We start from the raw sequence: 21237 nt of genomic DNA on the forward strand, positions 1-21237 counted from the left end.
CAGGTGCGCCCGCTCCGGCCGCCGGTCAGGTGCCGGGCGCGTTGTGCACGTCGACGCTCAGCGCCTGGGCGTCCTCGACCGCTCGGAGCAGCACGTCGCGCCGCGGGTCCGGGCCGGGCAGGAACGGCCCCGTCACCCGCACGTTGCGCAGGCGCCGGTCGTCCAGGACCTCGGCCACGGCGGCACGGTCGCCGCCCACCACCGCGTCCAGGTGCCGGTTCTCGTCGCTGCCCCACACCGCGTACGCGTGGTCGGCCGCGGCGTCGAAGGCGGCCCGCGCCTGGTTGGCCCGGCGCCGGGCGAACCGCTGCTGGCTCTGCCCGCCCGCCTTGGTGCGACCCTGCACGTGCCGCCGGCCGACCTTGCTCGCGACCACGGTGCGTACCTCCACCAGCGCCACGGCGAACCCGCCCTTGCGCACCAGCAGCACGCCCCAGCGCTCCGGAGGGGCGGCGGCGACCGCCAGCGCCTCGGGGGTGGGCGCACCCGCGTGCCGGGCGTCGAACGGGAGCGAGGCGCGGAACCAGGACCCGTCGGGCGCGCGGCCGTCCAGTCGCCCGTCCTCGAGGACGAGCTCAGGAGCGCCGTGCCGCTCGCCGAACGACGCGACCCAGCGCGACCACCGCCCCGCGGGCACGAGGACGGTGGTCATCGCCGGCTCAGACGTTGAAGCCGAGTGCGCGCAGCTGGTCGCGCCCGTCGTCGGTGATCTTGTCCGGGCCCCACGGCGGCATCCAGACCCAGTTGATCGCGACGTCGTTGACGATGCCCTCGAGCGCCGAGACCGTCTGGTCCGTGATGACGTCGGTGAGCGGGCAGGCCGCGGAGGTCAGCGTCATGTCGATGACGGCGTTCGTGTCCTCGTCGACGTGCACGCCGTAGACGAGACCGAGGTCGACGACGTTGATCCCGAGCTCGGGGTCGACGACGTCCTTCATGGCCTCGGTGACGTCCTCGACCGACGTGGACGACGAACGGCTGGTCGACACGCCGCCGGAGGCCTCCGGGACCTCGGGCAGGTCGTCGGCGGTGCCCGCCGCGTGGGTCGTGTCGGCGCTGGCGGCCTCGCCGCCGGTGCGGGCCGGGGCGTCGACGCCGGGCGCGACCTCGCCCGGCCGGGGCGGGGTGGGCCCGTCGGTGACCTCGCCGGTGACGGGGCCGTCCGTGGTCGCCACGGTCTGCTGGTCGGGGGTCTCGGTGCTCATGCCTTCTCCTCGATGACTCGGGCGGTCGCGTCCTTCCACGCCATCCACGACAGCAGAGCGCACTTGACGCGTGCGGGGAACTTGGCGACGCCGGCGAAGGCGATGCCGTCCTCCAGCACGTCCTCGTCCGGCTCCACCTTGCCCCGACCCTGCATCAGGGTCAGGAAGTTCTCGTGGATGCTCACGGCCTCGGCGACCGGCTTGCCGATCACCAGGTCGGTCAGCACCGAGGCCGACGCCTGCGAGATGGAGCAGCCGAGCGCGTCGTAGGACACGTCGGCCACCGTCTCGGCGCCGGGCTCGCCGACGAGGTGCACCCGCAGGGTGATCTCGTCGCCGCACGTCGGGTTGACGTGGTGCACCTCGGCCTCGTGGGGGTCGCGCAGACCCTTGTTGTGGGGGTTCTTGTAGTGGTCGAGGATGATCTCCTGGTAGAGCGCATCCAGATCCTGTGCCGTCATCGCCTCATCCCAACCGGAAGTACGAGCGGGTGTATTCCAGCGCCTCGACGAGGGCGTCGATCTCCGCCGGGGTCGTGTAGAGGTACGACGACATCCGCGTCGAGCTCTGCACCCCGAACCGCGCGTGCGCGGGCTTCGCGCAGTGGTGACCGGCACGCACGGCGACGCCGCGGCTGTCGAGCACCTGCGCGATGTCGTGCGGGTGCACGCCCTCCATCTCGAAGCTGACCGCTCCCCCGCGGGCGGCGGGGTCGAGCGGACCGAGCACCGTCAGGCCGGGGATCGTGGCCAGGCCCTCCAGCGCGTACCCCGTGATCGCCTGCTCGTGGGCGTGGATGGCGTCCAGACCGAGGTCCGAGAGGTAGTCGACCGCGGCGCCGAGGCCGACGGCCTCGACGATCGGCGGGGTCCCGGCCTCGAACTTGTGCGGGATGTCGGCGTACGTCGAGCGCTCCATCGCCACGGTCGCGATCATCTCGCCGCCGCCCAGGAACGGCGGCAGCTGCTCGAGGACCGCTCGGCTTCCCCAGAGCACGCCGATGCCGGTCGGACCGACCACCTTGTGGCCCGTGAAGACCAGCAGGTCGGGACGCTCCTCGGGCGCCATGCCCGCGAGGTCGATCGGCAGCTGCGGCGCGGCCTGGGAGGCGTCGACGACCACGAGCGCACCGACCTCGTGGGCGCGGCGGGCGATCTGCGCGACCGGGTTGATCGTGCCGAGCATGTTCGACACCCAGGTGAGGGTGACGACCTTCGTCCGCTCGGTGATCAGCTCGTCGACGTCCGACAGGTCCAGCTGCCCGTCGTCGGTGAGCCCGAACCAGCGCAGCGTCGCGCCCGTGCGCTCGGTGAGGAGCTGCCACGGCACGATGTTGGAGTGGTGCTCCATCTCGGTGGTGACGACGACGTCGCCCTCGCCGATGCCGCGCTCGCCGCGCGCCCACGCCAGCGTGTTCGCGACCAGGTTGAGCGCCTCCGAGGCGTTCTTCGTGAAGATCACCTCGTCGCGCGACGGGGCGCCGATGAAGGCCGCCACCTTGTCGCGCGCCGCCTCGAACGCCTCGGACGACTCCGCACCGAGCTGGTGCATCGCCCGCGCGACGTTCGCGTTGTGCCGCTCGAGGTGGTCGACCATCGTGTCGATGACGCACTGCGGCTTCTGCGAGGTGTTCGCGCTGTCGAGGTAGACCAGCGGCAGCCCGCCCGCGAGCGTGCGCTCGAGGATCGGGAAGTCCTTGCGGACCACCTCGAGCTGGGGCAGCAGTCCAGCGATCGACATGGCGTTCCTTTCAGACGGACGTGACGGGGCGCGGACGGTTCAGACCGCGGCGTTGACGTACTTGTCGTAGCCCTCGGCCTCGAGCTGGTCGGCCAGCTCGGGGCCGCCCTGCTCGGCGATGCGGCCGGCCACGAACACGTGGACGAAGTCGGGCTTGATGTAGCGCAGGATGCGCGTGTAGTGCGTGATCAGCAGGACGCCCTTGTCGCCGCCCTCGGCGAACTGGTTGACACCGGCCGAGACGACCTTGAGCGCGTCGATGTCGAGGCCCGAGTCGGTCTCGTCGAGGATGGCGACCTTCGGCTGCAGCAGGTTGAGCTGCGCGATCTCGTGGCGCTTCTTCTCGCCGCCCGAGAAGCCCTCGTTGACCGAGCGCTGGGAGAACGAGGCGTCGAGGCCGTTGGCGTCGAGCGCGGTGTTGACGTCCTTGACCCACGTGCGCAGCTTGGGCGCCTCGCCGTCGATCGCCGTCTTGGCGGTGCGCAGGAAGTTGGCCACCGAGACGCCGGGCACCTCGACGGGGTACTGCATCGCGAGGAACAGGCCGGCGCGGGCGCGCTCGTCCACGCTCATCTCGAGGACGTCCTCGCCGTCGAGGGTCACGGTGCCGCTCGTGATGTCGTACTTCGGGTGACCGGCGATGGAGTACGCCAGCGTCGACTTGCCCGAGCCGTTGGGGCCCATGATCGCGTGGGTCTCGCCGTCCTTGATGGTCAGCGTGACGCCCTTGAGGATCTCCTTGGGGCCGTCCTCGGTGGTCACCGAGACGTGCAGGTCCTTGATCTCCAGCGTGCTCATGTCTCTCTTCGTCCTTTGTGGGGGTCTAGGGGCGGGGTCGGCGGCTCAGTCGCTCGGCCGGACCCCGTTCAGGGTGGTGGTGACGTCGACGTACACCTCGCCGTCGCGCACCTCCACGGGGAAGGTGGCGACCGGCTCGGTGGCGGGCAGGCCGCTGGGCTGGCCCGTGCGCAGGTCGAACTCGGAGCCGTGCAACCAGCACTCGATGCGGCAGTCCGCCACCTCGCCCTCGGAGAGGGCGACCAGGGCGTGGCTGCACTGGTCCTCGACGGCGTAGAACGTGTCGCCGTCGCGCGCGACCGCGACGTCCTGACCGCCGAGGGTCACGGCGTACGCGCCGTCGGCCGCGACGTCCGCGACCGCGCAGGCTCGCTCGAAGGCCATGCCGGGCTCAGACCGTGCCGCTGAGCACGTGGCGCTCGAGCTCGGACTCGACGACCGCACGCAGGCGCTCCTCGAGCTCGGGCACGCCGACGCGGCGGATGAGGTCGTTGAAGAAGCCGTGCACGACGAGCCGTCGGGCCTCGCCCTCGCTGATCCCCCGGCTGCGCAGGTAGAACAGCTGCTCGTCGTCGAAGCGGCCGGTCGCGGACGCGTGGCCGGCGCCCTCGATCTCGCCGGTCTCGATCTCGAGGTTCGGCACCGAGTCGGCCTGGCAGCCGTCGGTGAGCACGAGGTTGCGGTTCTCCTCGTACGTCTCGATGCCCTCGGCCACCTTGCGGATCAGCACGTTGCCGATCCACACCGTGTGCGCGCCCTCGCCCTGCAGCGCGCCCTTGTAGACGACGTTGCTCTTCGTCTTCGGGGCGGTGTGGTCGGCGAAGAGCCGGTGCTCGATGTGCTGGCCGGCGTCGGCGAAGTAGAGGCCGAGCAGCTCGGCGTCGCCGCCGGGGCCCGCGTACTCCACGTTGGTGGAGGTGCGCACCAGGTCGCCGCCGATGGTGAACTCGCTGGCCCGCACCCGGGCGTCGCGGCCGACGCGGATGCCGACCTGGCCGGCGTGCACCGAGTCGTCGCTCCAGTCGTTGACCGTGACGAGGTCCAGCTGCGCGCCGTCGCCGACGAGCACCGAGGTGGCGTGGCTGTAGCGGGCGGCACCCGAGTGCTCGACGAGCACGGTGGCCTTGGCGAAGCGGCCGACCCGCACGACGAGGTGGCCCCACACGACCTGGTCGAGCCCGGTGCCGGTGAGGTCGATCCGCACGGGCTCGTCCAGCTCGGTCTCGGCGGGCACGTCGAGCAGCATGGCGCCCCCGGCGTTGGCCACGGCCAGCGCGGCGAGACGGTCGAAGGGCAGGAACTCGCCCAGGTCGCGGGCCTCCTCCGCGCTGATCGGGGTCAGGGTGACCCCGGCCGGCAGCTGCGTCTGCCACTCCAGGTGCGCGTCAGACGGCACGTCCTCGAGCAGCCCGCGCAGGCGCTTGAGGGGGGTGAACCGCCAGATCTCCTCGCGGCCGGTCGGCTCGGGGTGGGCCGCCAGGTCGTAGGAGGGCTCCGGGTGGAGGTGGCTGGAGACCTTGCCCGTCTCCACGGCCCGCGCGGCGGCGGGCGTCTCGTCGATGACTGTCACTTCTCGTCTCTTCGTCGGTGTCTCGGGTGTCGGGGGCAGCGGTGCCGGCGTCAGCCGACCGCGCCCTCCATCTGCAGCTCGATGAGCCGGTTGAGCTCGAGGGCGTACTCCATCGGGAGCTCCTTCGCGATCGGCTCCACGAAGCCGCGCACGATCATGGCCATCGCCTCGTCCTCCTCGAGACCGCGGCTCATCAGGTAGAAGAGCTGGTCCTCGGAGACCTTTGAGACGCTCGCCTCGTGGCCCATCGACACGTCGTCCTCGCGGATGTCGACGTAGGGGTACGTGTCCGAGCGGCTGATCTGGTCGACCAGGAGCGCGTCGCACAGGACGTTCGACTTGGAGCCGTAGGCGCCCTCGTTGACCTGGATGAGGCCGCGGTAGGACGTGCGGCCGCCGCCGCGGGCCACCGACTTCGACAGGATCGAGGACGAGGTGTGGGGCGCCGCGTGCACCATCTTGGCGCCGGCGTCCTGGTGCTGGCCCTCGCCGGCGAACGCGATGGAGAGCGTCTCGCCCTTGGCGTGCTCGCCCATGAGGTAGACGGCCGGGTACTTCATCGTCACCTTGGAGCCGATGTTGCCGTCGACCCACTCCATCGTCGCGCCGGCCTCGCAGGTCGCGCGCTTGGTGACGAGGTTGTAGACGTTGTTCGACCAGTTCTGGATGGTCGTGTAGCGCACGCGGGCGCCCTTCTTCACGACGATCTCGACGACGGCCGAGTGCAGCGAGTCGGAGCTGTAGATCGGCGCCGTGCAGCCCTCGACGTAGTGCACGTACGAGTCCTCGTCGGCGATGATCAGCGTGCGCTCGAACTGACCCATGTTCTCGGTGTTGATCCGGAAGTAGGCCTGCAGCGGGATGTCGACGTGGACGCCCTTGGGCACGTAGATGAACGAGCCGCCGGACCACACCGCCGTGTTGAGCGCGGAGAACTTGTTGTCGCCGACAGGGATGACGGTGCCGAAGTACTCCTTGAAGAGCTCCTCGTGCTCCTTCAGCGCCGTGTCGGTGTCGACGAAGATGACGCCCTTCTCCTCGAGGTCCTCGCGGATCGAGTGGTAGACGACCTCCGACTCGTACTGCGCGGCGACGCCGGCGACGAGGCGCTGCTTCTCCGCCTCGGGGATGCCGAGCTTGTCGTAGGTGTTCTTGATGTCCTCGGGCAGGTCCTCCCAGCTGGTGGCCTGCTTCTCGGAGGAGCGCACGAAGTACTTGATGTTGTCGAAGTCGATGCCGCCGAGGTCCGAGCCCCAGGTCGGCATGGGCTTGCGGTCGAAGAGCTTGAGGCCCTTGAGGCGCAGGTCCAGCATCCAGCCGGGCTCGCTCTTCTTGCCGGAGATGTCGCGCACGACCGCGTCGTTGAGCCCGCGCTGCGCGGTGGCGCCGGCGTCGTCGCTGTCGGACCAGCCGAACTCGTACCGGCCGATGCCGGCGAGGCCGGGGTTGAGCTCGTCGATGCTCGGGGTGGACGTCATGCGGACGCTCCGTTCTGGTCGGTGCTGCTGGTGGGACCGGTAGGCGGTAGGTCGGGGATGCAGGTGGTGCAGACGCCGTCGCCGTGGGCGATGGTGGCCAGTCGCTGCACGTGGCGGCCCAGGACGGCGCTGATCGCCTCCGTCTCGGCCTCGCACAGCTGGGGGAACTCGCTCGCGACGTGGGAGACCGGGCAGTGCTGCTGGCACAGCTGGTCGCCGATCGGCGACCCGCGCACGCCGGCGGCGTAGCCCTCGTCGGTCAGCACCCGGGCGAGCACCTCCGCGGGACTCAGCTCGGGCTCCGCGTCCTGGACGGCGGCGAAGTCGCGCTCGATGAACGACACGCGCTGCCGGGCGAACTCGGCGACGGCCTCCGGGCCCTGGGTGCGGGCGAGGAAGCGCAGCGCCTGGACGGCCAGCGTGTCGTACTGCTGGTCGAACTGCTCGCGGCCGGTGTCCGTCAGCGCGAACACGCGCGCGGGGCGACCGCGACCGCGGGCGCCGCCGGGTCGCTGCTGGCGGTGCTCGAGCTTGCCGTCCTCGACCAGCTGGTCGAGGTGGCGGCGCACCGCGGCGGGCGTCAGCTCCAGACGGTCGGCGAGCTGCGCCGCGGTCGAGGGACCGGCCTCGAGGATGCTGCGCACCACCCGTGCGCGCGTAGGGGCGTCGACGTCGTCGGACCCGACGGGCCTGACTCCGGCAGCACTCCTGGTGAATTGCACTACGCCAGTGTGACGTTATTCGAGTTGCCGCTTCAAGCAAGGGTCGCCTTACCGGCCGGGGCCGCCCCGAGGGGCGCCCTCGACGTGAGCCGGACGGCGTCCGGCTCCTACACTTGTCCGGTGCCCGTCCCCGCTGCTCCTGCCGTCGTCGTCGACGGCCTGGTGATGCGGTACGGCGACACCCTGGCCGTCGACGCCCTCAGCCTGCGGGTCGAGTCCGGCACGATCACGGCCGTCCTCGGCCCCAACGGTGCCGGCAAGACGACGACGCTGGAGACCTGCGAGGGCTACCGCCGCCCGCAGGCCGGCACGGTGCGGGTCCTGGGCCTCGACCCCGTCCGCGACCGGCGTGCCCTGCTCCCCCGCGTCGGCGTCATGCTCCAGGCCGGCGGGGCCTGGTCGGGCGTGCGTGCGGTCGAGATGCTGCGCCACGTCGCCGCCCTGCACGCCCAGCCGCTGTCGGTGGACCTGCTGGTCGAGCGCCTCGGTCTCGCCGAGTGCGGGCGTACGCCCTTCCGCCGGCTCTCCGGCGGCCAGCAGCAGCGCCTCGGTCTGGCGATGGCCCTCGTCGGCCGGCCCGAGCTGCTGTTCGTCGACGAGCCGACGGCCGGCATGGACCCGGCCGTGCGTCGCGCGACCTGGGACCTGCTCGAGGAGCTGCGGGCCGACGGCGTCACGACCGTGCTGACGACGCACTACCTCGAGGAGGCCGAGCGCCTCGCCGACCACGTGCACGTGATCGACCGCGGGCGCCTGATCGCCAGCGGGTCGCCCTTCGAGCTCACCCGCGCCGGCGGCGCGACCACGATCCGGCTCGTGGTCACCGAGCCCTTCCCCCCGCACGCGCCGGCCTCGCTGCAGGCATCGCTGGGGCCCGCCACGGAGGTCACCCCCGTCAACGCGCAGAGCCTGCTGATCACCGGTCCCGCCGACGCCTCGACGCTCTCCACGGTCTCGGCCTGGTGCGAGCGGCACGGCGTGCTCCCGGAGTCGCTCACCCTGGGCCAGCGCACCCTCGAGGACGTGTTCCTGCAGCTGACCGGGCGCGAGCTCGGCGAGCCGGCGGGCGGGGGCGCCCGATGAGCGGCACCTTCGCGCCGGCCCCCGGCGCCGCTCCCCTGGCGCGCCAGGTGCGGGCCCAGGCGTCGATGGAGACCCGGCTGATGCTGCGCAACGGCGAGCAGCTGCTCGTCGCGCTGGTCATCCCCGCGCTGGCGCTCGTGGGCGGCGTGGTCGCCGGGCGGCGCGGCGGGATCGAGCTCGAGGGCTCGGCCGTCGACACGCTGACCCCGGGCGTCCTCGCCCTGGCCGTCATGTCGACGGCCTTCACCTCGCTGGCGATCGCGACCGGCTTCGAGCGCCGCTACGGCCTCATCAAGCGCCTCGGCGCCTCGCCGCTGCCGCGTCACGGCCTCCTGCTCGGGAAGCTCGGCGCCCTGCTGGTCGTCCAGGTCGTGCAGGCCTGCGTCCTGGTGCCGGTCGCGCTCGGCCTCGGCTGGAGCCCCGACGGCGGGCTGGTCGGCGTGCTCGCCGCGCTGCTGGCGGTCCTGCTCGGCGCGGCCGCGTTCGCCTCCCTCGGCCTGCTCATGGCGGGCACGCTGCGGGCCGAGGCCACGTTGGCCGCGGCCAACCTCGTCTACCTGCTGCTCCTGGTCGGCGGTGCCGTCGTCCTGCCCCGCAGCTCGTACGGCGCCGCCGGTGACGTCCTCCAGGTGCTGCCCTCGGCGGCACTGGGCGACGCCCTGCGCACCGCGTTCCTCGACGGCCAGGTGGCCGTCGTCCCCCTGCTCGTCCTCGTGGGCTGGACCGTCGTGGGAGCGACGGCCGTCTCGCGGCTGTTCCGTTGGGAGTGACGTTGTCCGTCCGCACCGAGGCCGCCCCCGGCGGCCCCCCGAGCACCGTGACCTCGGTGGCCCAGCGCGTGCTGGTGCCGCTCGCGATCGCCAACCTCGTCGCCAACATCGGCATCGTCCTGACGGGCGGGGTCGTCCGTCTGACGGGCTCGGGCCTCGGCTGCCCGACCTGGCCGCGCTGCACGGACGACTCGTACGTGCCCCACGGCAGCCTCGGCATCCACGGCGCCATCGAGTTCGGCAACCGGCTGCTGACCTTCGTGCTGGCGGCCGTCGCCCTCGCGACCTTCCTCGCGGCGTGGCGGGCCGGACGCCGGCGCGCGGCCCGGGTGGCGTTCGTGATCGGCCTCGGCATCCCCGCCCAGGCCGTGATCGGCGGCATCACGGTGCTCACCGACCTCAACCCGTGGCTGGTCGCGTTCCACCTGCTGCTGTCCCTGGCGATGATCGGCCTGTGCGTGCTGCTGCTCGACTGGCTGCGCCACCCGCGGACCTCCCGCCGGCACGCGGATCCGGTGCGTCGCACCGCCCTGGCGACCTTCGGCGTCGGCTGGGTCGTGCTCTACCTCGGCACCGTCGTGACCGGCAGCGGGCCGCACGCCGGTGACGCGGACTCCCCCCGCACGGGCCTGGACCCGGCGTTGTTCTCGCACATCCACGCCTGGGCCGTGTACGCCCTCGTCGGACTCAGCGTCGTGCTCCTCGTGCTCGCCCGGCGCAGCGGCGACGCGTTCCTCGTGCGGGCGGCCGTCGCGCTGATCGCCGTCGAGCTCTCGCAGGGCGTCGTGGGCTACGTCCAGTACTTCACGGGCCTGCCGATCGTGCTGGTCGCCCTGCACCTCGTCGGCGCCGCGCTCACCTCGGCGGCACTGGCCTGGGTGCTGGTCCGCTCGCGCCGCGTGCCCACGCCCGCCTGACCGCTCCGCTCGCGCCGAGCCGGCACCCACGGGGCGCCCTGGCGGGCGCCGGCAGTGCGGCGGTGCGCGCCCCGGGTCAGCCGATCAGCGGGTCGATCGCGATGGCGACGAAGAGCAGCGACAGGTAGAGGTTCGACGTGTGGAACAGCCGCATCGGGTTGATCAGCGTCAGCTGCTCGGTGCCCACCGCGCGCCGCCAGAGCTTGTGCGCCTCGACGAGGAACACCGCGCCGAGCACCGCGGCGGCGGCCGGGTAGAACCAGCCAGTGCCGGCGACGGGCCACAGCACCAGCGAGATCGCGACGGTGGCCCACGTGTAGAGCACGATCTGCTTGCCGACCGACGCCGCGGGCGCCACGACCGGCAGCATCGGAACGGCCACGTTCGCGTAGTCCTCCCGGTAGCGCATGGCGAGCGCCCACGTGTGGGGAGGCGTCCAGAAGAAGACGATGAGGAAGCAGATCACCGGCGGCCACGCCAGCTCGTTCGTCACCGCCGTCCAGCCGATCAGGGCCGGGAAGCAGCCGGCCGCGCCGCCCCAGACGATGTTCTGGGTCGTGCGGCGCTTGAGCCACATCGTGTAGACGAAGATGTAGAACGCGTTCGCCGAGACCGACAGGGCCGCCGAGAGCGGGTTGACCCAGACGAAGAGGATCACCGTCGACAGCACGCCGAGCGTGAGGCCGAAGACCAGCGCGGAACGAGGCGTGACGATGTGCCGCGGCAGCGCGCGCCGACGCGTACGACGCATCTGCTCGTCGATGTCGCGGTCGTAGACGCAGTTGAGGGCCGAGGCCGAGCCCGCCGAGAGCGCGCCGCCGACCACGGTGGCGGCGACCAGCCCGAGCGGCGGGATCCCCCGCGCGGCGAAGAACATCACCGGCACGGTCGTCAGGAGCAGCAGCTCGATGACGCGCGGCTTGGTGAGGCCGACGTAGGCGGCGACGACGTCGCGCAGCGAGGCGCGCCCGGCCGGAGCCGGCTCCTCGCGGACGCCGAGGTCGTCGGCCGTCTCCTCCTCGCTCAACGAGCCGGGAGGCACGGGAGGAAGCGCGTCGGACACCGCACCAGCATGCACGTCGGCCCCTGCGGGTCCGTCGGGACCCCCGGTCGACGGGCCGGGAGGCGACGCCTCCTCCGGCACGCGGGCGGCGGAGACCGACTTTCCGGCGTACGTCACAGAGGTCCTCGTCAGCGTCAAGCGGCCGCCGCGTTTCCAGCTGGCGGAACGACGGCCGGGGCGGTGCAGTGCGGGGTCGAGTCTAAACCGGGGCGGCGCTAGGCTCGGCATCGGCCGTGCCCGCGCGTGGGTACCGGTGATCACACGCCGCCGGGCGCACGCCCACCCACCGCGCCGCACGGGCGCCGCACCCCCGCACAGCCCCCCGGAGAGGAACCACGTGACCGAGACCAAGCTGGACTGGACCGAGCTCGACCAGAAGGCGGTGGACACCGCCCGCGTCCTCGCGATGGACGCCGTCCAGAAGGTCGGCAACGGACACCCCGGCACGGCGATGAGCCTGGCGCCGGTGGCGTACCTGCTGTTCCAGAAGGTCATGCGGCACGACCCGGCGCACCCGACCTGGATCGCGCGCGACCGCTTCGTGCTCTCGTGCGGCCACTCGAGCATCACGCTCTACACGCAGCTGTTCCTCGGTGGCTTCGGCCTCGAGATCGAGGACCTGAAGGCGCTGCGCACCTGGGGCTCGAAGACCCCGGGCCACCCGGAGTACGGCCACACCGCGGGCGTCGAGGTGACCACCGGTCCCCTGGGCCAGGGCGTCGCGAACGCCGTCGGCATCGCGATGGCCGCGCGGCGCCAGCACGGCATCCTCGACCCGACGGCCGCCCTCGGCGAGAGCCTGTTCGACCACGACGTCTACGCGATCTGCTCGGACGGCGACCTGCAGGAGGGGGTCTCCGGCGAGGCGAGCTCCATCGCGGGCACCCAGCAGCTCGGCAACCTCACGGTGATCTACGACCGCAACCGGATCTCGATCGAGGGCGACACCGACGTGGCGTTCAACGAAGACGTCGCGAAGCGCTACGAGGCGTACGGCTGGCACGTCCAGACCGTCGACTGGACCAACGGCGGCGAGCGGTACGAGGAGGACGTCCCGGCGCTCTACGACGCCGTCCGGTCCGCCCGCGCCGTCGACGACCGTCCGTCGCTGATCGTGCTCGACACCGTCATCGCGTGGCCCGCGCCGAACGCGCAGGGCACGGAGGCCGCGCACGGCAGCGCCCTGGGCGACGCCGAGGTGGCCGCCACCAAGGAGGTCCTGGGCTGGGACCCCGAGCAGACCTTCCAGGTGCCGCCGGAGGTCCTCCAGCACACCCGCGCGCTCGCCGAGCGTGGCGCGGCGTGGGGCGCGGAGTGGGACGAGAAGTACGCCGCCTGGGCGGCCGCCAACCCCGAGCTCGAGACGCTGCTGCACCGGCTGAAGGCCCACGAGCTCCCCGCAGACCTCGCCGACGCGCTGCCGACCTTCCCCGCCGACCCGAAGGGCGTCGCCACCCGCGCCGCCTCCGGCAAGGTGATCAACGCCCTGGCGCCCGTGCTGCCGGAGCTGTGGGGCGGCTCGGCCGACCTCGCCGGCTCGAACAACACCACGATCAAGGATGCGCCGTCGTTCATCCCGGCCTCCCGCTCCACCAAGGACTGGGAGGGCGACCCGCTGCAGGGCCGGGTGCTGCACTTCGGCATCCGCGAGCACGGCATGGGCGCGATCATGAACGGTATCGCCGCGGACGGGCTGACGCGCGTCTTCGGCGGCACGTTCCTCACGTTCTCCGACTACATGCGCGGCGCCGTCCGCGTCGCGGCGCTCAGCAAGCTGCCGGTCACCTACGTGTGGACCCACGACTCGATCGGCCTCGGCGAGGACGGCCCGACCCACCAGCCGGTCGAGCACCTCGCCGCCCTGCGCGCCATCCCCGGCCTCGACGTGGTGCGGCCCGCCGACGCCAACGAGACCGCGGCCGCGTGGGCCGCGATCCTGGCCAACAGCGACCGTCCGGCCGCGCTCGCGCTCTCGCGACAGAACGTCCCGGTCTTCCCGCGCGGCGAGGACGGCTTCGCGACCACCGACGGCGTGGCGCGCGGTGCGTACGTGCTCAAGGACGCCGACGGCGGCCAGCCCGACGTCGTGCTGCTCGCCACGGGCTCCGAGGTCCAGCTGGCCGTCGCGGCGGCGGACAAGCTTGCCGAGGACGGCGTGAAGGCCCGTGTCGTCTCCGTCCCCTGCCTCGAGTGGTTCGCCGAGCAGGACCTCGCCTACCAGGAGAGCGTCGTGCCGCCGACCGTCAAGGCGCGCGTCGCGGTCGAGGCCGGCATCGCGATGCCGTGGTGGCGCCTCGTCGGCGACCACGGCAAGGTCGTGTCGATCGAGACCTACGGCGCGAGCGCCTCGGCCGAGCGCATGTTCACCGAGTTCGGGTTCACGGCGGAGGCCGTCGTGCTCGCGGCGCAGGACACCCTGCGCGTCGCGCGCTGACCCGCCGGTCCACCCGACCGGACACCCACCCGCACCTTCCCCGACCCCGCCCCAGGAGGCACCGATGTCCGACCGTCTGAAGGCACTCGCCGACGCGGGTGTGTCCATCTGGCTCGACGACCTGTCGCGCGAGCGCATCGAGACCGGCAACCTCGCCGAGCTCGTCGCCGAGCGGTCCGTGGTCGGCGTGACCACGAACCCGTCGATCTTCGCGGCAGCACTGGCCGACGGCGAGCGCTACGACGAGCAGCTCCGTTCGCTGGCTGCCGACGGCGCCGACATCGACCGGGTGGTCTTCGAGCTGACCACGACCGACGTGCGCAACGCCGCCGACGTGCTGCGCGAGACCTACGACGCCACCGGTGGCGTCGACGGCCGCGTCTCGATCGAGGTCGCCCCGGGCCTGGCCCACGACACCGACGCCACCCTGGCCTCGGCCAAGGAGCTGGCCGCCGCGGTCGACCGGCCCAACGCGATGATCAAGATCCCGGCGACCACGGAGGGTGCGCCGGCGATCTCCGACACGCTGGCCGAGGGCATCTCGGTGAACGTGACGTTGATCTTCGGCCTCGAGCGCTACCAGGCCGTGATGGAGGCGTACGTCTCCGGGCTCGAGAAGGCGCTCGAGAACGGGCACGACCTGTCCACGATCCACTCCGTCGCGTCCTTCTTCGTCTCCCGGGTCGACAGCGAGATCGACAAGCGGCTGGAGGCGGCTGGCGCCGACGCCGAGCTGTTCGGCAAGGCGGGCGTGGCGAACGCGCGGCTGGCGTACCAGGCGTTCGAGAAGTTCTTCTCGGGCGAGCGGTGGGAGCGGCTCGCGGCGGCGGGCGCCCACCGCCAGCGGCCCCTGTGGGCCTCGACGGGTGTCAAGAACCCCGACTACCGCGACACGATGTACGTCACCGACCTGGTCGTCGCCGACACCGTGAACACGATGCCGGAGAAGACGATGGACGCCTTCGCCGACCACGGCGAGGTCGAGGGTGACCTGGTCACGACCCGGTACGACGACGCGCGCGCGGTGCTCGACGCGGTCGCTGCGGCGGGGGTCTCCTACGACGACGTGATCGCTCAGCTCGAGCAGGAGGGCGTCCAGAAGTTCGTGGACTCCTGGGACGAGCTGCTGGAGACCGTCCGCAACCAGCTCGACGCCGCGAAGGCCTGAGCCCGTGACGGCGGCGCAGCCGGTCGACCCGACCACGACGGCCGCCTGGGCGCGGCTCACGGAGCTGGCGGGCCTGGCCCCGGACCTGCGCGGATGGTTCGCGCAGGACCCGGGCCGGGCCGACCGGTTCACCCACGACGTGGGCGACCTGCGGGTCGACCTGTCCAAGAACCTGGTGACCGACGACGTGCTGGCCGCCCTGCTGGAGCTGGCCGAGCAGACCGGTGTCGCGGCACGCCGTGACGCGATGCTGGCCGGCGAGCGCGTCAACGTGACCGAGGACCGGGCCGTGCTGCACACGGCGCTGCGGCTCCCCCGCGACGCCGACCTCGTCGTCGACGGCCAGGACGTCGTCGCCGACGTGCACGAGGTGCTGGGCCGGGTGTACGCCTTCGCCGAGAAGGTCCGCTCCGGGGAGTGGACCGGCGTCACCGGCGAGCGGATCCGCACGGTGGTGAACATCGGCATCGGGGGCTCCGACCTCGGTCCGGTGATGGCGTACGAGGCGCTGGCCCCGTACCACCACCCCGAGATCGAGTGCCGCTTCATCAGCAACATCGACCCGACCGACGCCGCGACCACGCTGGCCGGTCTGGACCCGGCCACGACCCTGTTCATCGTGGCGAGCAAGACCTTCGGGACGCTCGAGACCCTCACCAACGCCCGGCTGTGCCGCTCCTGGCTGCTCGACGGCCTGCGCTCGGCCGGGGCGCTCGGCGCCGCCGCCGGTGGTGAGGGCGACGCCGTCGCGCGTCACTTCGTGGCCGTCTCCACGGCGCTCGACAAGGTCGCCGACTTCGGCATCGACCCCGACAACGCGTTCGGGTTCTGGGACTGGGTCGGCGGCCGCTACTCGCTCGACTCGGCCATCGGCACGTCGCTGGTCGTCGCGATCGGACCCGAGCGCTTCGGCGAGCTGCTCGCCGGCATGCACGCCGTCGACGTGCACTTCCGCGACGCCCCGCCCGAGCGGAACGTGCCGCTGCAGCTGGGGCTGTTGAACGTCTGGTACGGCGACTTCCTCGGCGCCGCGACCCACGCGGTGCTGCCGTACGCCCAGCTCCTGCACCGCTTCCCGGCCTACCTGCAGCAGCTGACGATGGAGTCCAACGGCAAGGGCGTGCGCTGGGACGGCTCCCCCGTCACCGCGGGCACCGGCGAGGTCTTCTGGGGCGAACCCGGCACCAACGGCCAGCACGCCTTCTACCAGCTGATCCACCAGGGGACGCGACTGATCCCGGCGGACTTCATCGCGTTCGCCAACCCGGCGTACCCCCTCGTCGACGGCGACGTGGACGTCCACGAAATGTTCCTGGCGAACTTCTTCGCCCAGACGCGGGCGCTGGCGTTCGGCAAGACGGCCGACGAGGTGCGCGCGGAGGGGACGGCCGAGGCGGTCGTGCCCGCCCGGGTCTTCAGCGGCAACCGACCCACGACCTCGATCATGGCGCCCGCGCTGACGCCGTCGGTGCTGGGTCAGCTCGTGGCGCTCTACGAGCACGTCACCTTCACGCAGGGCGTGGTCTGGGGCATCGACAGCTTCGACCAGTGGGGTGTCGAGCTCGGCAAGCAGCTCGCGCAGGAGCTGACCCCCGCGGTCGGCGGCGACGCCGACGCGCTCGAGGCGCAGGACGCCTCGACGCGGGCGCTGGTCGCCTACTACCGGGAGCACCGGGCATGAGGGCCGCGGAGCGCGACGTCCTGCCGGACGCGGAGCGGCTCGCCGCCGCGGTGGCCACGGCGCTGCTCGAGCACCTGGGTGCGCTGCAGGCGGACGGGCGTACGCCCCACGTCGTGCTCACCGGCGGCACCGTCGCCGACCTGGTGCACCGGGAGGTGGCGCGGCTGGCTCCGGACAGCTCGGTCGACTTCGCCGACGTGGTGTTCTGGTTCGGCGACGAGCGGTTCGTCGCGCCCGACTCCGAGGACCGCAACGAGCGTCAGGCGCGCCAGGCGTTCCTCGACGCGGTGGGTGCCACCCAGGTGCACGCGGTGCCGTCGAGCGCCACGGCGTCGTCGGTCGAGGAGGCCGCCGAGGTGTACGCGGCGACCCTGCGCGAGCACGGGCCCGACGAGATCGACGTCGTCATGCTCGGGGTCGGCCCGGACGGCCACGTCGCCTCGCTGTTCCCCGACCACCCGCAGCTCTTCGAGGTCGGCGTCGACGTGGTCGCGGTGCGCGACTCCCCCAAGCCGCCGCCCGAGCGTGTGTCGCTGACGTTCCCCGCACTGCAGCGCAGCACCGAGGTCTGGTTCCTGGTCAGCGGGGAGGGCAAGGCCGACGCGGTCGCCCGTGCGCTGGCCGGGGACGAGGTCCGCGCCACGCCGGCCGCCGGCGTCCGCGGCCGCCGCCGCACCCGGTGGTGGCTCGACCGCGCCGCCGCGTCCCGCCTCTGAGGTCCGTCGAGTCGCGGGTTGCGCCGCGGTCCGGAGCGTCGGGTCGCGGGTTGCGCCGCGGTCCCGGGCGTCGAGTCGCGGGTTGCGCCGCGTTCATCCACAGATGTGCCGCGTCGGGTGTCGGCCGTAGGTCAGCGAGCACCCTGCTCGTCATGTCCCTGTCCCGCTTCAAGGCCCTGCCCGTGCTCGACAAGTCCTTCCCGCTGCCGATCGACCGGCCGTTCCACCGCCACCAGGCTCTGCGCGAGGGCGTACCCCGCGGCTGGCTGACCGCACTGGTCGAGAGCGGGCATCTCCGGCGACCGCTGCGGGGCGTCTACGTGTCGGCCGCGGTGCACGACGACGTCGCGCTCCGCATCGCCAGCCTGCGTCTGGTCGTGCCCGACGACCTGGTCGTGTGCGACCGTCACGCGGGGTGGCTGCACGGCGCCGAGATGGTGCTGCGGCCTGGCGAGGACGTGGCTGCGCGACCCATCCGGCTGTTCCGCCTGCCCGGCGGACGTGCACTCGGCCGGCCCGAGGTCAGTGGCGGCCAGCGGTCGCTGCTCGCGACGGACGTGGTGGACGTCGGTGGGCTCCTCGTGACGACGCCGCTCCGAACGGCGGCCGACCTCGGCCGGAGCCGGTCGCGCAGGGAAGCGCTGGCGGGGATCGACTCGATGCTGCGGGTCGGCGTCCTGCGGGACGAGCTCGTCGCGGAGACGGATCGCTTCGCGGGTGAGCGATGGGTACGCACGCTGCGCGACGTGGTCCCGCTGGCGGACCCGCGCAGCGCCTCGCCCGGGGAGTCGGCGGTCAAGCTGGCCTGGTGGGACGAGACGGGCGCACTTCCTGACCTGCAGATCGAGCTGACCGGATCCCGTGGCGGTCGCGTCTTCCTCGACCTGGGGTCACGAGCGCTGCGCTTCGCCGTGGAGTACGACGGCGCCGAGTGGCACTCCACCCCGGAGCAGCGCGATCACGACGCCGCGAGGCGCCGCCACGTGCTGCGCGTACACGGGTATGAGGTCATCGCGGTGCGGAAGGCCGACGTGTACGGAGAGGACGCCGACGTCCGCACGCTCATCCGTGCAGGGTTGCAACGCGCCCGCCGCCGCGCGGCCTGAGGTCCGAACCGCGGCGCAACCCGCAACTCGACGCCCCGAACCGCGGCGCAAGCCGCAACTCGACGGGGAAGGGTCAGAAGATGAGCTCGCCGGAGGCGCGGCGGGTGCGCAGGAGGGTGAGGGCCTCGTCAAGGATCACCTTGGCCTCGTCCTCGGAGCGGCGCTCCTTCACGTAGGCCAGGTGCGTCTTGTACGGCTCGACCTTGGGGGCCGGCGGCGGGTTGTCCGAGTCGAGGCTGGCCGGGAGGCCGCAGCTCGGGCAGTCCCACGACGTCGGCGCCTGCACCTCGGACGAGAAGATCATCACGGACCGGTGGTCGTTCACGCAGAAGTACGTCACCGTCTGACGCGGAGCGGCGTCACCGCGCTCCGACTCCCCCAGGGGGCCGGAGCCGATACGCGATCCGCGGATGGAGCTGGTCCTGCCCGCCATCGGTGTTCCTCTCTCAGGACTGGCCGGAGTACGCCAGCAGCAGCCCGAGGGCGATGATGCTCGCGAACCAGATGATGCCGATGCCGATCGTGTAGCGGTCGAGGTTCCGCTCCGCGACCGACGAGCCGCCGAGGCTGGTCGAGACGCCGCCGCCGAACATGTCCGAGAGACCACCGCCACGACCCTTGTGCAGCAGCACGAGAAGGATCATCAGCAGGCTGGTGATCATCAGCACGATGGTGAAGAGGACAGTCACGGGAGCAGACCTTACGTCACGTCGGGCAGGGCACGGGCAGCGGCGTGCCGGGACATCGCTCGGCACACCGCCGCCCGTCGGGCCGCTCTCAGAGCAGCGGCATGTCGCGGTACCGGCAGATCCCGCCGAACTCCTCGGGCTGCAGGCTCGCGCCGCCGACGAGGGCCCCGTCGACGTCGTCCTTGACCATGATCCCGGCGACGTTCGCGGCCTTGACCGACCCGCCGTACAGGATCCGCAGGCCGTCGGCGGCCGCGTCGCCGTGCACCTCGCGCACGCGCGCACGGATGGCCGAGCAGACCTCCTGCGCGTCGTCGGGGGTCGCGACCTCGCCGGTCCCGATCGCCCAGACGGGCTCGTAGGCCACGACCAGCCCGGCGACCTCGTCGGCCGTGAAGCCGGCCAGGGAGCCGTCGACCTGGGCCAGGGTGTACGCCACGTGGTCACCCGCCTGCCGCACCTCCAGTCCCTCGCCGACGCACACGATCGGCGTCATGCCGGCTGCGAGCGCCTTGCGCGCCTTGGCGTTGACGACCTCGTCGGTCTCCGCGTGGTGCTCGCGGCGCTCGGAGTGCCCGACCACCACGTAGGAGCAGCCGAGCTTGGCCAGCATGGCCGCCGAGATCTCGCCGGTGTAGGCCCCCGCGTCGTGCACGGAGACGTCCTGGGCGCCGTAGCGGACCTTCAGCCGGTCGCCGTCCACCAGCGTCTGCACGGAGCGCAGGTCGGTGAACGGCGGGACCACGACGACCTCGACGGCGTCGTGGTCGTGCTTCTTGTCCGACAGCGTCCACGCGAGCTTCTGGACGAGCCCCACCGCCTCGAGGTGGTTGAGGTTCATCTTCCAGTTGCCCGCCATCAGCGGCGTGCGGCCGCTGCGCTTCGTCCCGGTCGCCATCAGTCCTCCAGCACCTTCACGCCCGGGAGCTCCTTGCCCTCGAGGTACTCCAGGCTCGCGCCGCCGCCGGTCGAGATGTGGCCGAAGGCCGACTCCTCGAAGCCCAGGGTGCGGACCGCGGCCGCCGAGTCGCCGCCACCGACGACCGAGAGGCCGTCGATCTTCGTCAGCGCCTCGGCCACCGCGCGCGTGCCGCCCGCGAACTCCGGCACCTCGAACACGCCCATCGGGCCGTTCCAGAACACCGTCCGGGCGCCCTCGAGCGCGCCGGCGAACGCGGCGGCCGAGTCGGGGCCGATGTCCAGGCCGAGGCTGCTGGCCGGGATGTTCGACGCGGGCACGACGATCGGGTCCGGGCGCGCGTCGCCGGACGGGAACTCCGTGTCGACGACGATGTCGCTCGGCAGCAGGATCTCGACGCCCGACTCGGCGGCACGCCGCAGGTACTCCACGCACGTGGGCACCTGGTCCTCCTCGAGGAGGCTGCGCCCGACCTCGTGGCCCTGGGCCTTGAGGAACGTGAAGACCATGCCGCCGCCGATCAGCAGCTTGTCGGCCTTGCCGAGCAGGTTGTCGATGACACCCAGCTTGTCGGAGACCTTCGAGCCGCCGAGCACGACCACGTACGGCCGCTCCGGCGTCTCGGTGAGGCGCCGCAGCACCTCGATCTCCGCGGCGACCAGGGCGCCCATGGCGTGCGGGAGCCGCTGCGCCACGTCGTACACGCTCGCCTGCTTGCGGTGCACGACGCCGAAACCGTCCGAGACGAACGCGTCGGCCAGCGCCGCGAGCTCGTCGGCGAACGCGCCGCGCTCGGCGTCGTCCTTGCTGGTCTCGCCGGCGTTGAAGCGGACGTTCTCGAGCACCGCGACCTGGCCGTCGGCCAGGCCCTCGACGGTCGAGCGGGCGCTGTCGCCCACGGTGTCGGTCGCGAAGGCGACCGGCGCCTCGAGCAGCTCGCCGAGGCGCTGCGCGACGGGACCGAGCGAGTACGCCGGGTCCGGCGCGCCCTTCGGCCGGCCGAGGTGGGCGGTGACCACCACCCGGGCCCCGGCCTGCGCCAGGGCCCGGATGGTCGGCACGCTGGCCCGGATCCGGCCGTCGTCGGTGATGGTGGAGCCGTCGAGCGGGACGTTCAGGTCCGAGCGGACCAGGACGCGCCGCCCGGCGATCTCGCCGAGACCGGGGTAGGACCCCAC

Annotated in this window: 22 protein-coding genes; 8 read left to right on the forward strand and 14 right to left on the reverse strand. The window is 72.4% G+C overall.

Annotation, left to right across the window (positions count from 1 at the left end):
• Positions 1-25: 25 nt before the first annotated feature.
• The 9 genes from RDV89_RS05090 to RDV89_RS05130 form a co-directional block, all read right to left on the reverse strand.
• The gene (locus tag RDV89_RS05090) at positions 26-652 is read right to left on the reverse strand and encodes an acVLRF1 family peptidyl-tRNA hydrolase (RefSeq protein WP_315731861.1); all 627 of its coding nucleotides are present in this window, start codon (positions 650-652) and stop codon (positions 26-28) included.
• Between the two features lie 7 nt (positions 653-659).
• A complete protein-coding gene (locus RDV89_RS05095) occupies positions 660-989 on the reverse strand; it encodes a metal-sulfur cluster assembly factor (RefSeq protein ID WP_315732219.1) in 330 nt (109 codons plus the stop codon).
• Positions 990-1201: 212 nt separating this feature from the next.
• Complete coding sequence (sufU, locus tag RDV89_RS05100; RefSeq protein ID WP_315731862.1) at positions 1202-1666, reverse strand: Fe-S cluster assembly sulfur transfer protein SufU; 465 nt, start codon at positions 1664-1666, stop codon at positions 1202-1204.
• Between the two features lie 4 nt (positions 1667-1670).
• Positions 1671-2945: a cysteine desulfurase gene (locus RDV89_RS05105; protein WP_315731863.1), complete on the reverse strand. Its 1275-nt coding sequence runs from the start codon at positions 2943-2945 to the stop codon at positions 1671-1673.
• 39 nt (positions 2946-2984) lie between these two features.
• The gene (gene sufC / locus RDV89_RS05110; protein WP_315731864.1) at positions 2985-3743 is read right to left on the reverse strand and encodes a Fe-S cluster assembly ATPase SufC; all 759 of its coding nucleotides are present in this window, start codon (positions 3741-3743) and stop codon (positions 2985-2987) included.
• A gap of 45 nt (positions 3744-3788) precedes the next feature.
• Positions 3789-4127 (reverse strand): non-heme iron oxygenase ferredoxin subunit, encoded by a 339-nt coding sequence (locus RDV89_RS05115; protein ID WP_315731865.1) that lies wholly within the window; start codon positions 4125-4127, stop codon positions 3789-3791.
• A 7-nt stretch (positions 4128-4134) separates the two neighbouring features.
• Positions 4135-5367, reverse strand: coding sequence for a Fe-S cluster assembly protein SufD (sufD, locus tag RDV89_RS05120; protein ID WP_438823260.1), 1233 nt, complete (start codon positions 5365-5367; stop codon positions 4135-4137).
• On the reverse strand, positions 5364-6791 hold the full coding sequence (gene sufB, locus RDV89_RS05125) for a Fe-S cluster assembly protein SufB (protein WP_315731867.1): 1428 nt from the start codon (positions 6789-6791) through the stop codon (positions 5364-5366). The genes sufD and sufB overlap by 4 nt, the downstream gene beginning before the upstream one ends.
• Positions 6788-7513 (reverse strand): helix-turn-helix transcriptional regulator, encoded by a 726-nt coding sequence (locus RDV89_RS05130; protein ID WP_315731868.1) that lies wholly within the window; start codon positions 7511-7513, stop codon positions 6788-6790. The genes sufB and RDV89_RS05130 overlap by 4 nt, the downstream gene beginning before the upstream one ends.
• A 120-nt stretch (positions 7514-7633) precedes the next feature.
• Between RDV89_RS05130 and RDV89_RS05135 the strand changes: the two genes are divergently transcribed.
• The 3 genes from RDV89_RS05135 to RDV89_RS05145 are packed head-to-tail and all read left to right on the forward strand — an operon-like array spanning position 7634 to position 10283.
• On the forward strand, positions 7634-8596 hold the full coding sequence (locus RDV89_RS05135; RefSeq protein WP_315731869.1) for an ABC transporter ATP-binding protein: 963 nt from the start codon (positions 7634-7636) through the stop codon (positions 8594-8596).
• Positions 8593-9366 (forward strand): ABC transporter permease, encoded by a 774-nt coding sequence (locus RDV89_RS05140; RefSeq protein WP_315731870.1) that lies wholly within the window; start codon positions 8593-8595, stop codon positions 9364-9366. Before RDV89_RS05135 ends, RDV89_RS05140 begins: the two co-directional genes overlap by 4 nt.
• Positions 9363-10283, forward strand: a complete 921-nt coding sequence (locus tag RDV89_RS05145; RefSeq protein ID WP_438823256.1) for a COX15/CtaA family protein — start codon at positions 9363-9365, stop codon at positions 10281-10283. Before RDV89_RS05140 ends, RDV89_RS05145 begins: the two co-directional genes overlap by 4 nt.
• A 76-nt stretch (positions 10284-10359) precedes the next feature.
• Here RDV89_RS05145 and RDV89_RS05150 read toward each other — a convergent pair whose 3' ends face one another.
• Positions 10360-11310, reverse strand: coding sequence for a heme o synthase (locus tag RDV89_RS05150; protein ID WP_315732220.1), 951 nt, complete (start codon positions 11308-11310; stop codon positions 10360-10362).
• A 373-nt stretch (positions 11311-11683) separates the two neighbouring features.
• Between RDV89_RS05150 and tkt the strand changes: the two genes are divergently transcribed.
• From tkt to RDV89_RS05175, 5 genes are all read left to right on the forward strand, one after another.
• Positions 11684-13780: a transketolase gene (tkt, locus tag RDV89_RS05155; RefSeq protein WP_315731872.1), complete on the forward strand. Its 2097-nt coding sequence runs from the start codon at positions 11684-11686 to the stop codon at positions 13778-13780.
• A gap of 64 nt (positions 13781-13844) precedes the next feature.
• Positions 13845-14948, forward strand: a complete 1104-nt coding sequence (gene tal, locus RDV89_RS05160) for a transaldolase (RefSeq protein WP_315731873.1) — start codon at positions 13845-13847, stop codon at positions 14946-14948.
• 4 nt (positions 14949-14952) lie between these two features.
• The gene (gene pgi / locus RDV89_RS05165) at positions 14953-16629 is read left to right on the forward strand and encodes a glucose-6-phosphate isomerase (RefSeq protein WP_315731874.1); all 1677 of its coding nucleotides are present in this window, start codon (positions 14953-14955) and stop codon (positions 16627-16629) included.
• Positions 16626-17345 carry a 6-phosphogluconolactonase gene (gene pgl / locus RDV89_RS05170; protein WP_315731875.1) on the forward strand — a complete coding sequence of 240 codons (720 nt, stop codon included), beginning with the start codon at positions 16626-16628 and terminating at the stop codon, positions 17343-17345. Before pgi ends, pgl begins: the two co-directional genes overlap by 4 nt.
• A 152-nt stretch (positions 17346-17497) precedes the next feature.
• The gene (locus RDV89_RS05175; protein ID WP_315731876.1) at positions 17498-18451 is read left to right on the forward strand and encodes a type IV toxin-antitoxin system AbiEi family antitoxin; all 954 of its coding nucleotides are present in this window, start codon (positions 17498-17500) and stop codon (positions 18449-18451) included.
• Between the two features lie 73 nt (positions 18452-18524).
• Here RDV89_RS05175 and RDV89_RS05180 read toward each other — a convergent pair whose 3' ends face one another.
• The 4 genes from RDV89_RS05180 to RDV89_RS05195 form a co-directional block, all read right to left on the reverse strand.
• Entirely contained in the window at positions 18525-18884 is a 360-nt protein-coding gene (locus RDV89_RS05180) for an RNA polymerase-binding protein RbpA (RefSeq protein WP_315731877.1), read from the reverse strand.
• Positions 18885-18897: 13 nt separating this feature from the next.
• Positions 18898-19140: a preprotein translocase subunit SecG gene (gene secG, locus RDV89_RS05185; protein ID WP_315731878.1), complete on the reverse strand. Its 243-nt coding sequence runs from the start codon at positions 19138-19140 to the stop codon at positions 18898-18900.
• 88 nt (positions 19141-19228) lie between these two features.
• Entirely contained in the window at positions 19229-20038 is an 810-nt protein-coding gene (gene tpiA, locus RDV89_RS05190) for a triose-phosphate isomerase (RefSeq protein WP_315731879.1), read from the reverse strand.
• Positions 20038-21237 carry a phosphoglycerate kinase gene (locus RDV89_RS05195; RefSeq protein WP_315731880.1) on the reverse strand — a complete coding sequence of 400 codons (1200 nt, stop codon included), beginning with the start codon at positions 21235-21237 and terminating at the stop codon, positions 20038-20040. Before RDV89_RS05195 ends, tpiA begins: the two co-directional genes overlap by 1 nt.

This window comes from Nocardioides imazamoxiresistens (assembly GCF_032378595.1).
Classification (GTDB): Bacteria; Actinomycetota; Actinomycetes; order Propionibacteriales; family Nocardioidaceae; genus Nocardioides; species Nocardioides imazamoxiresistens.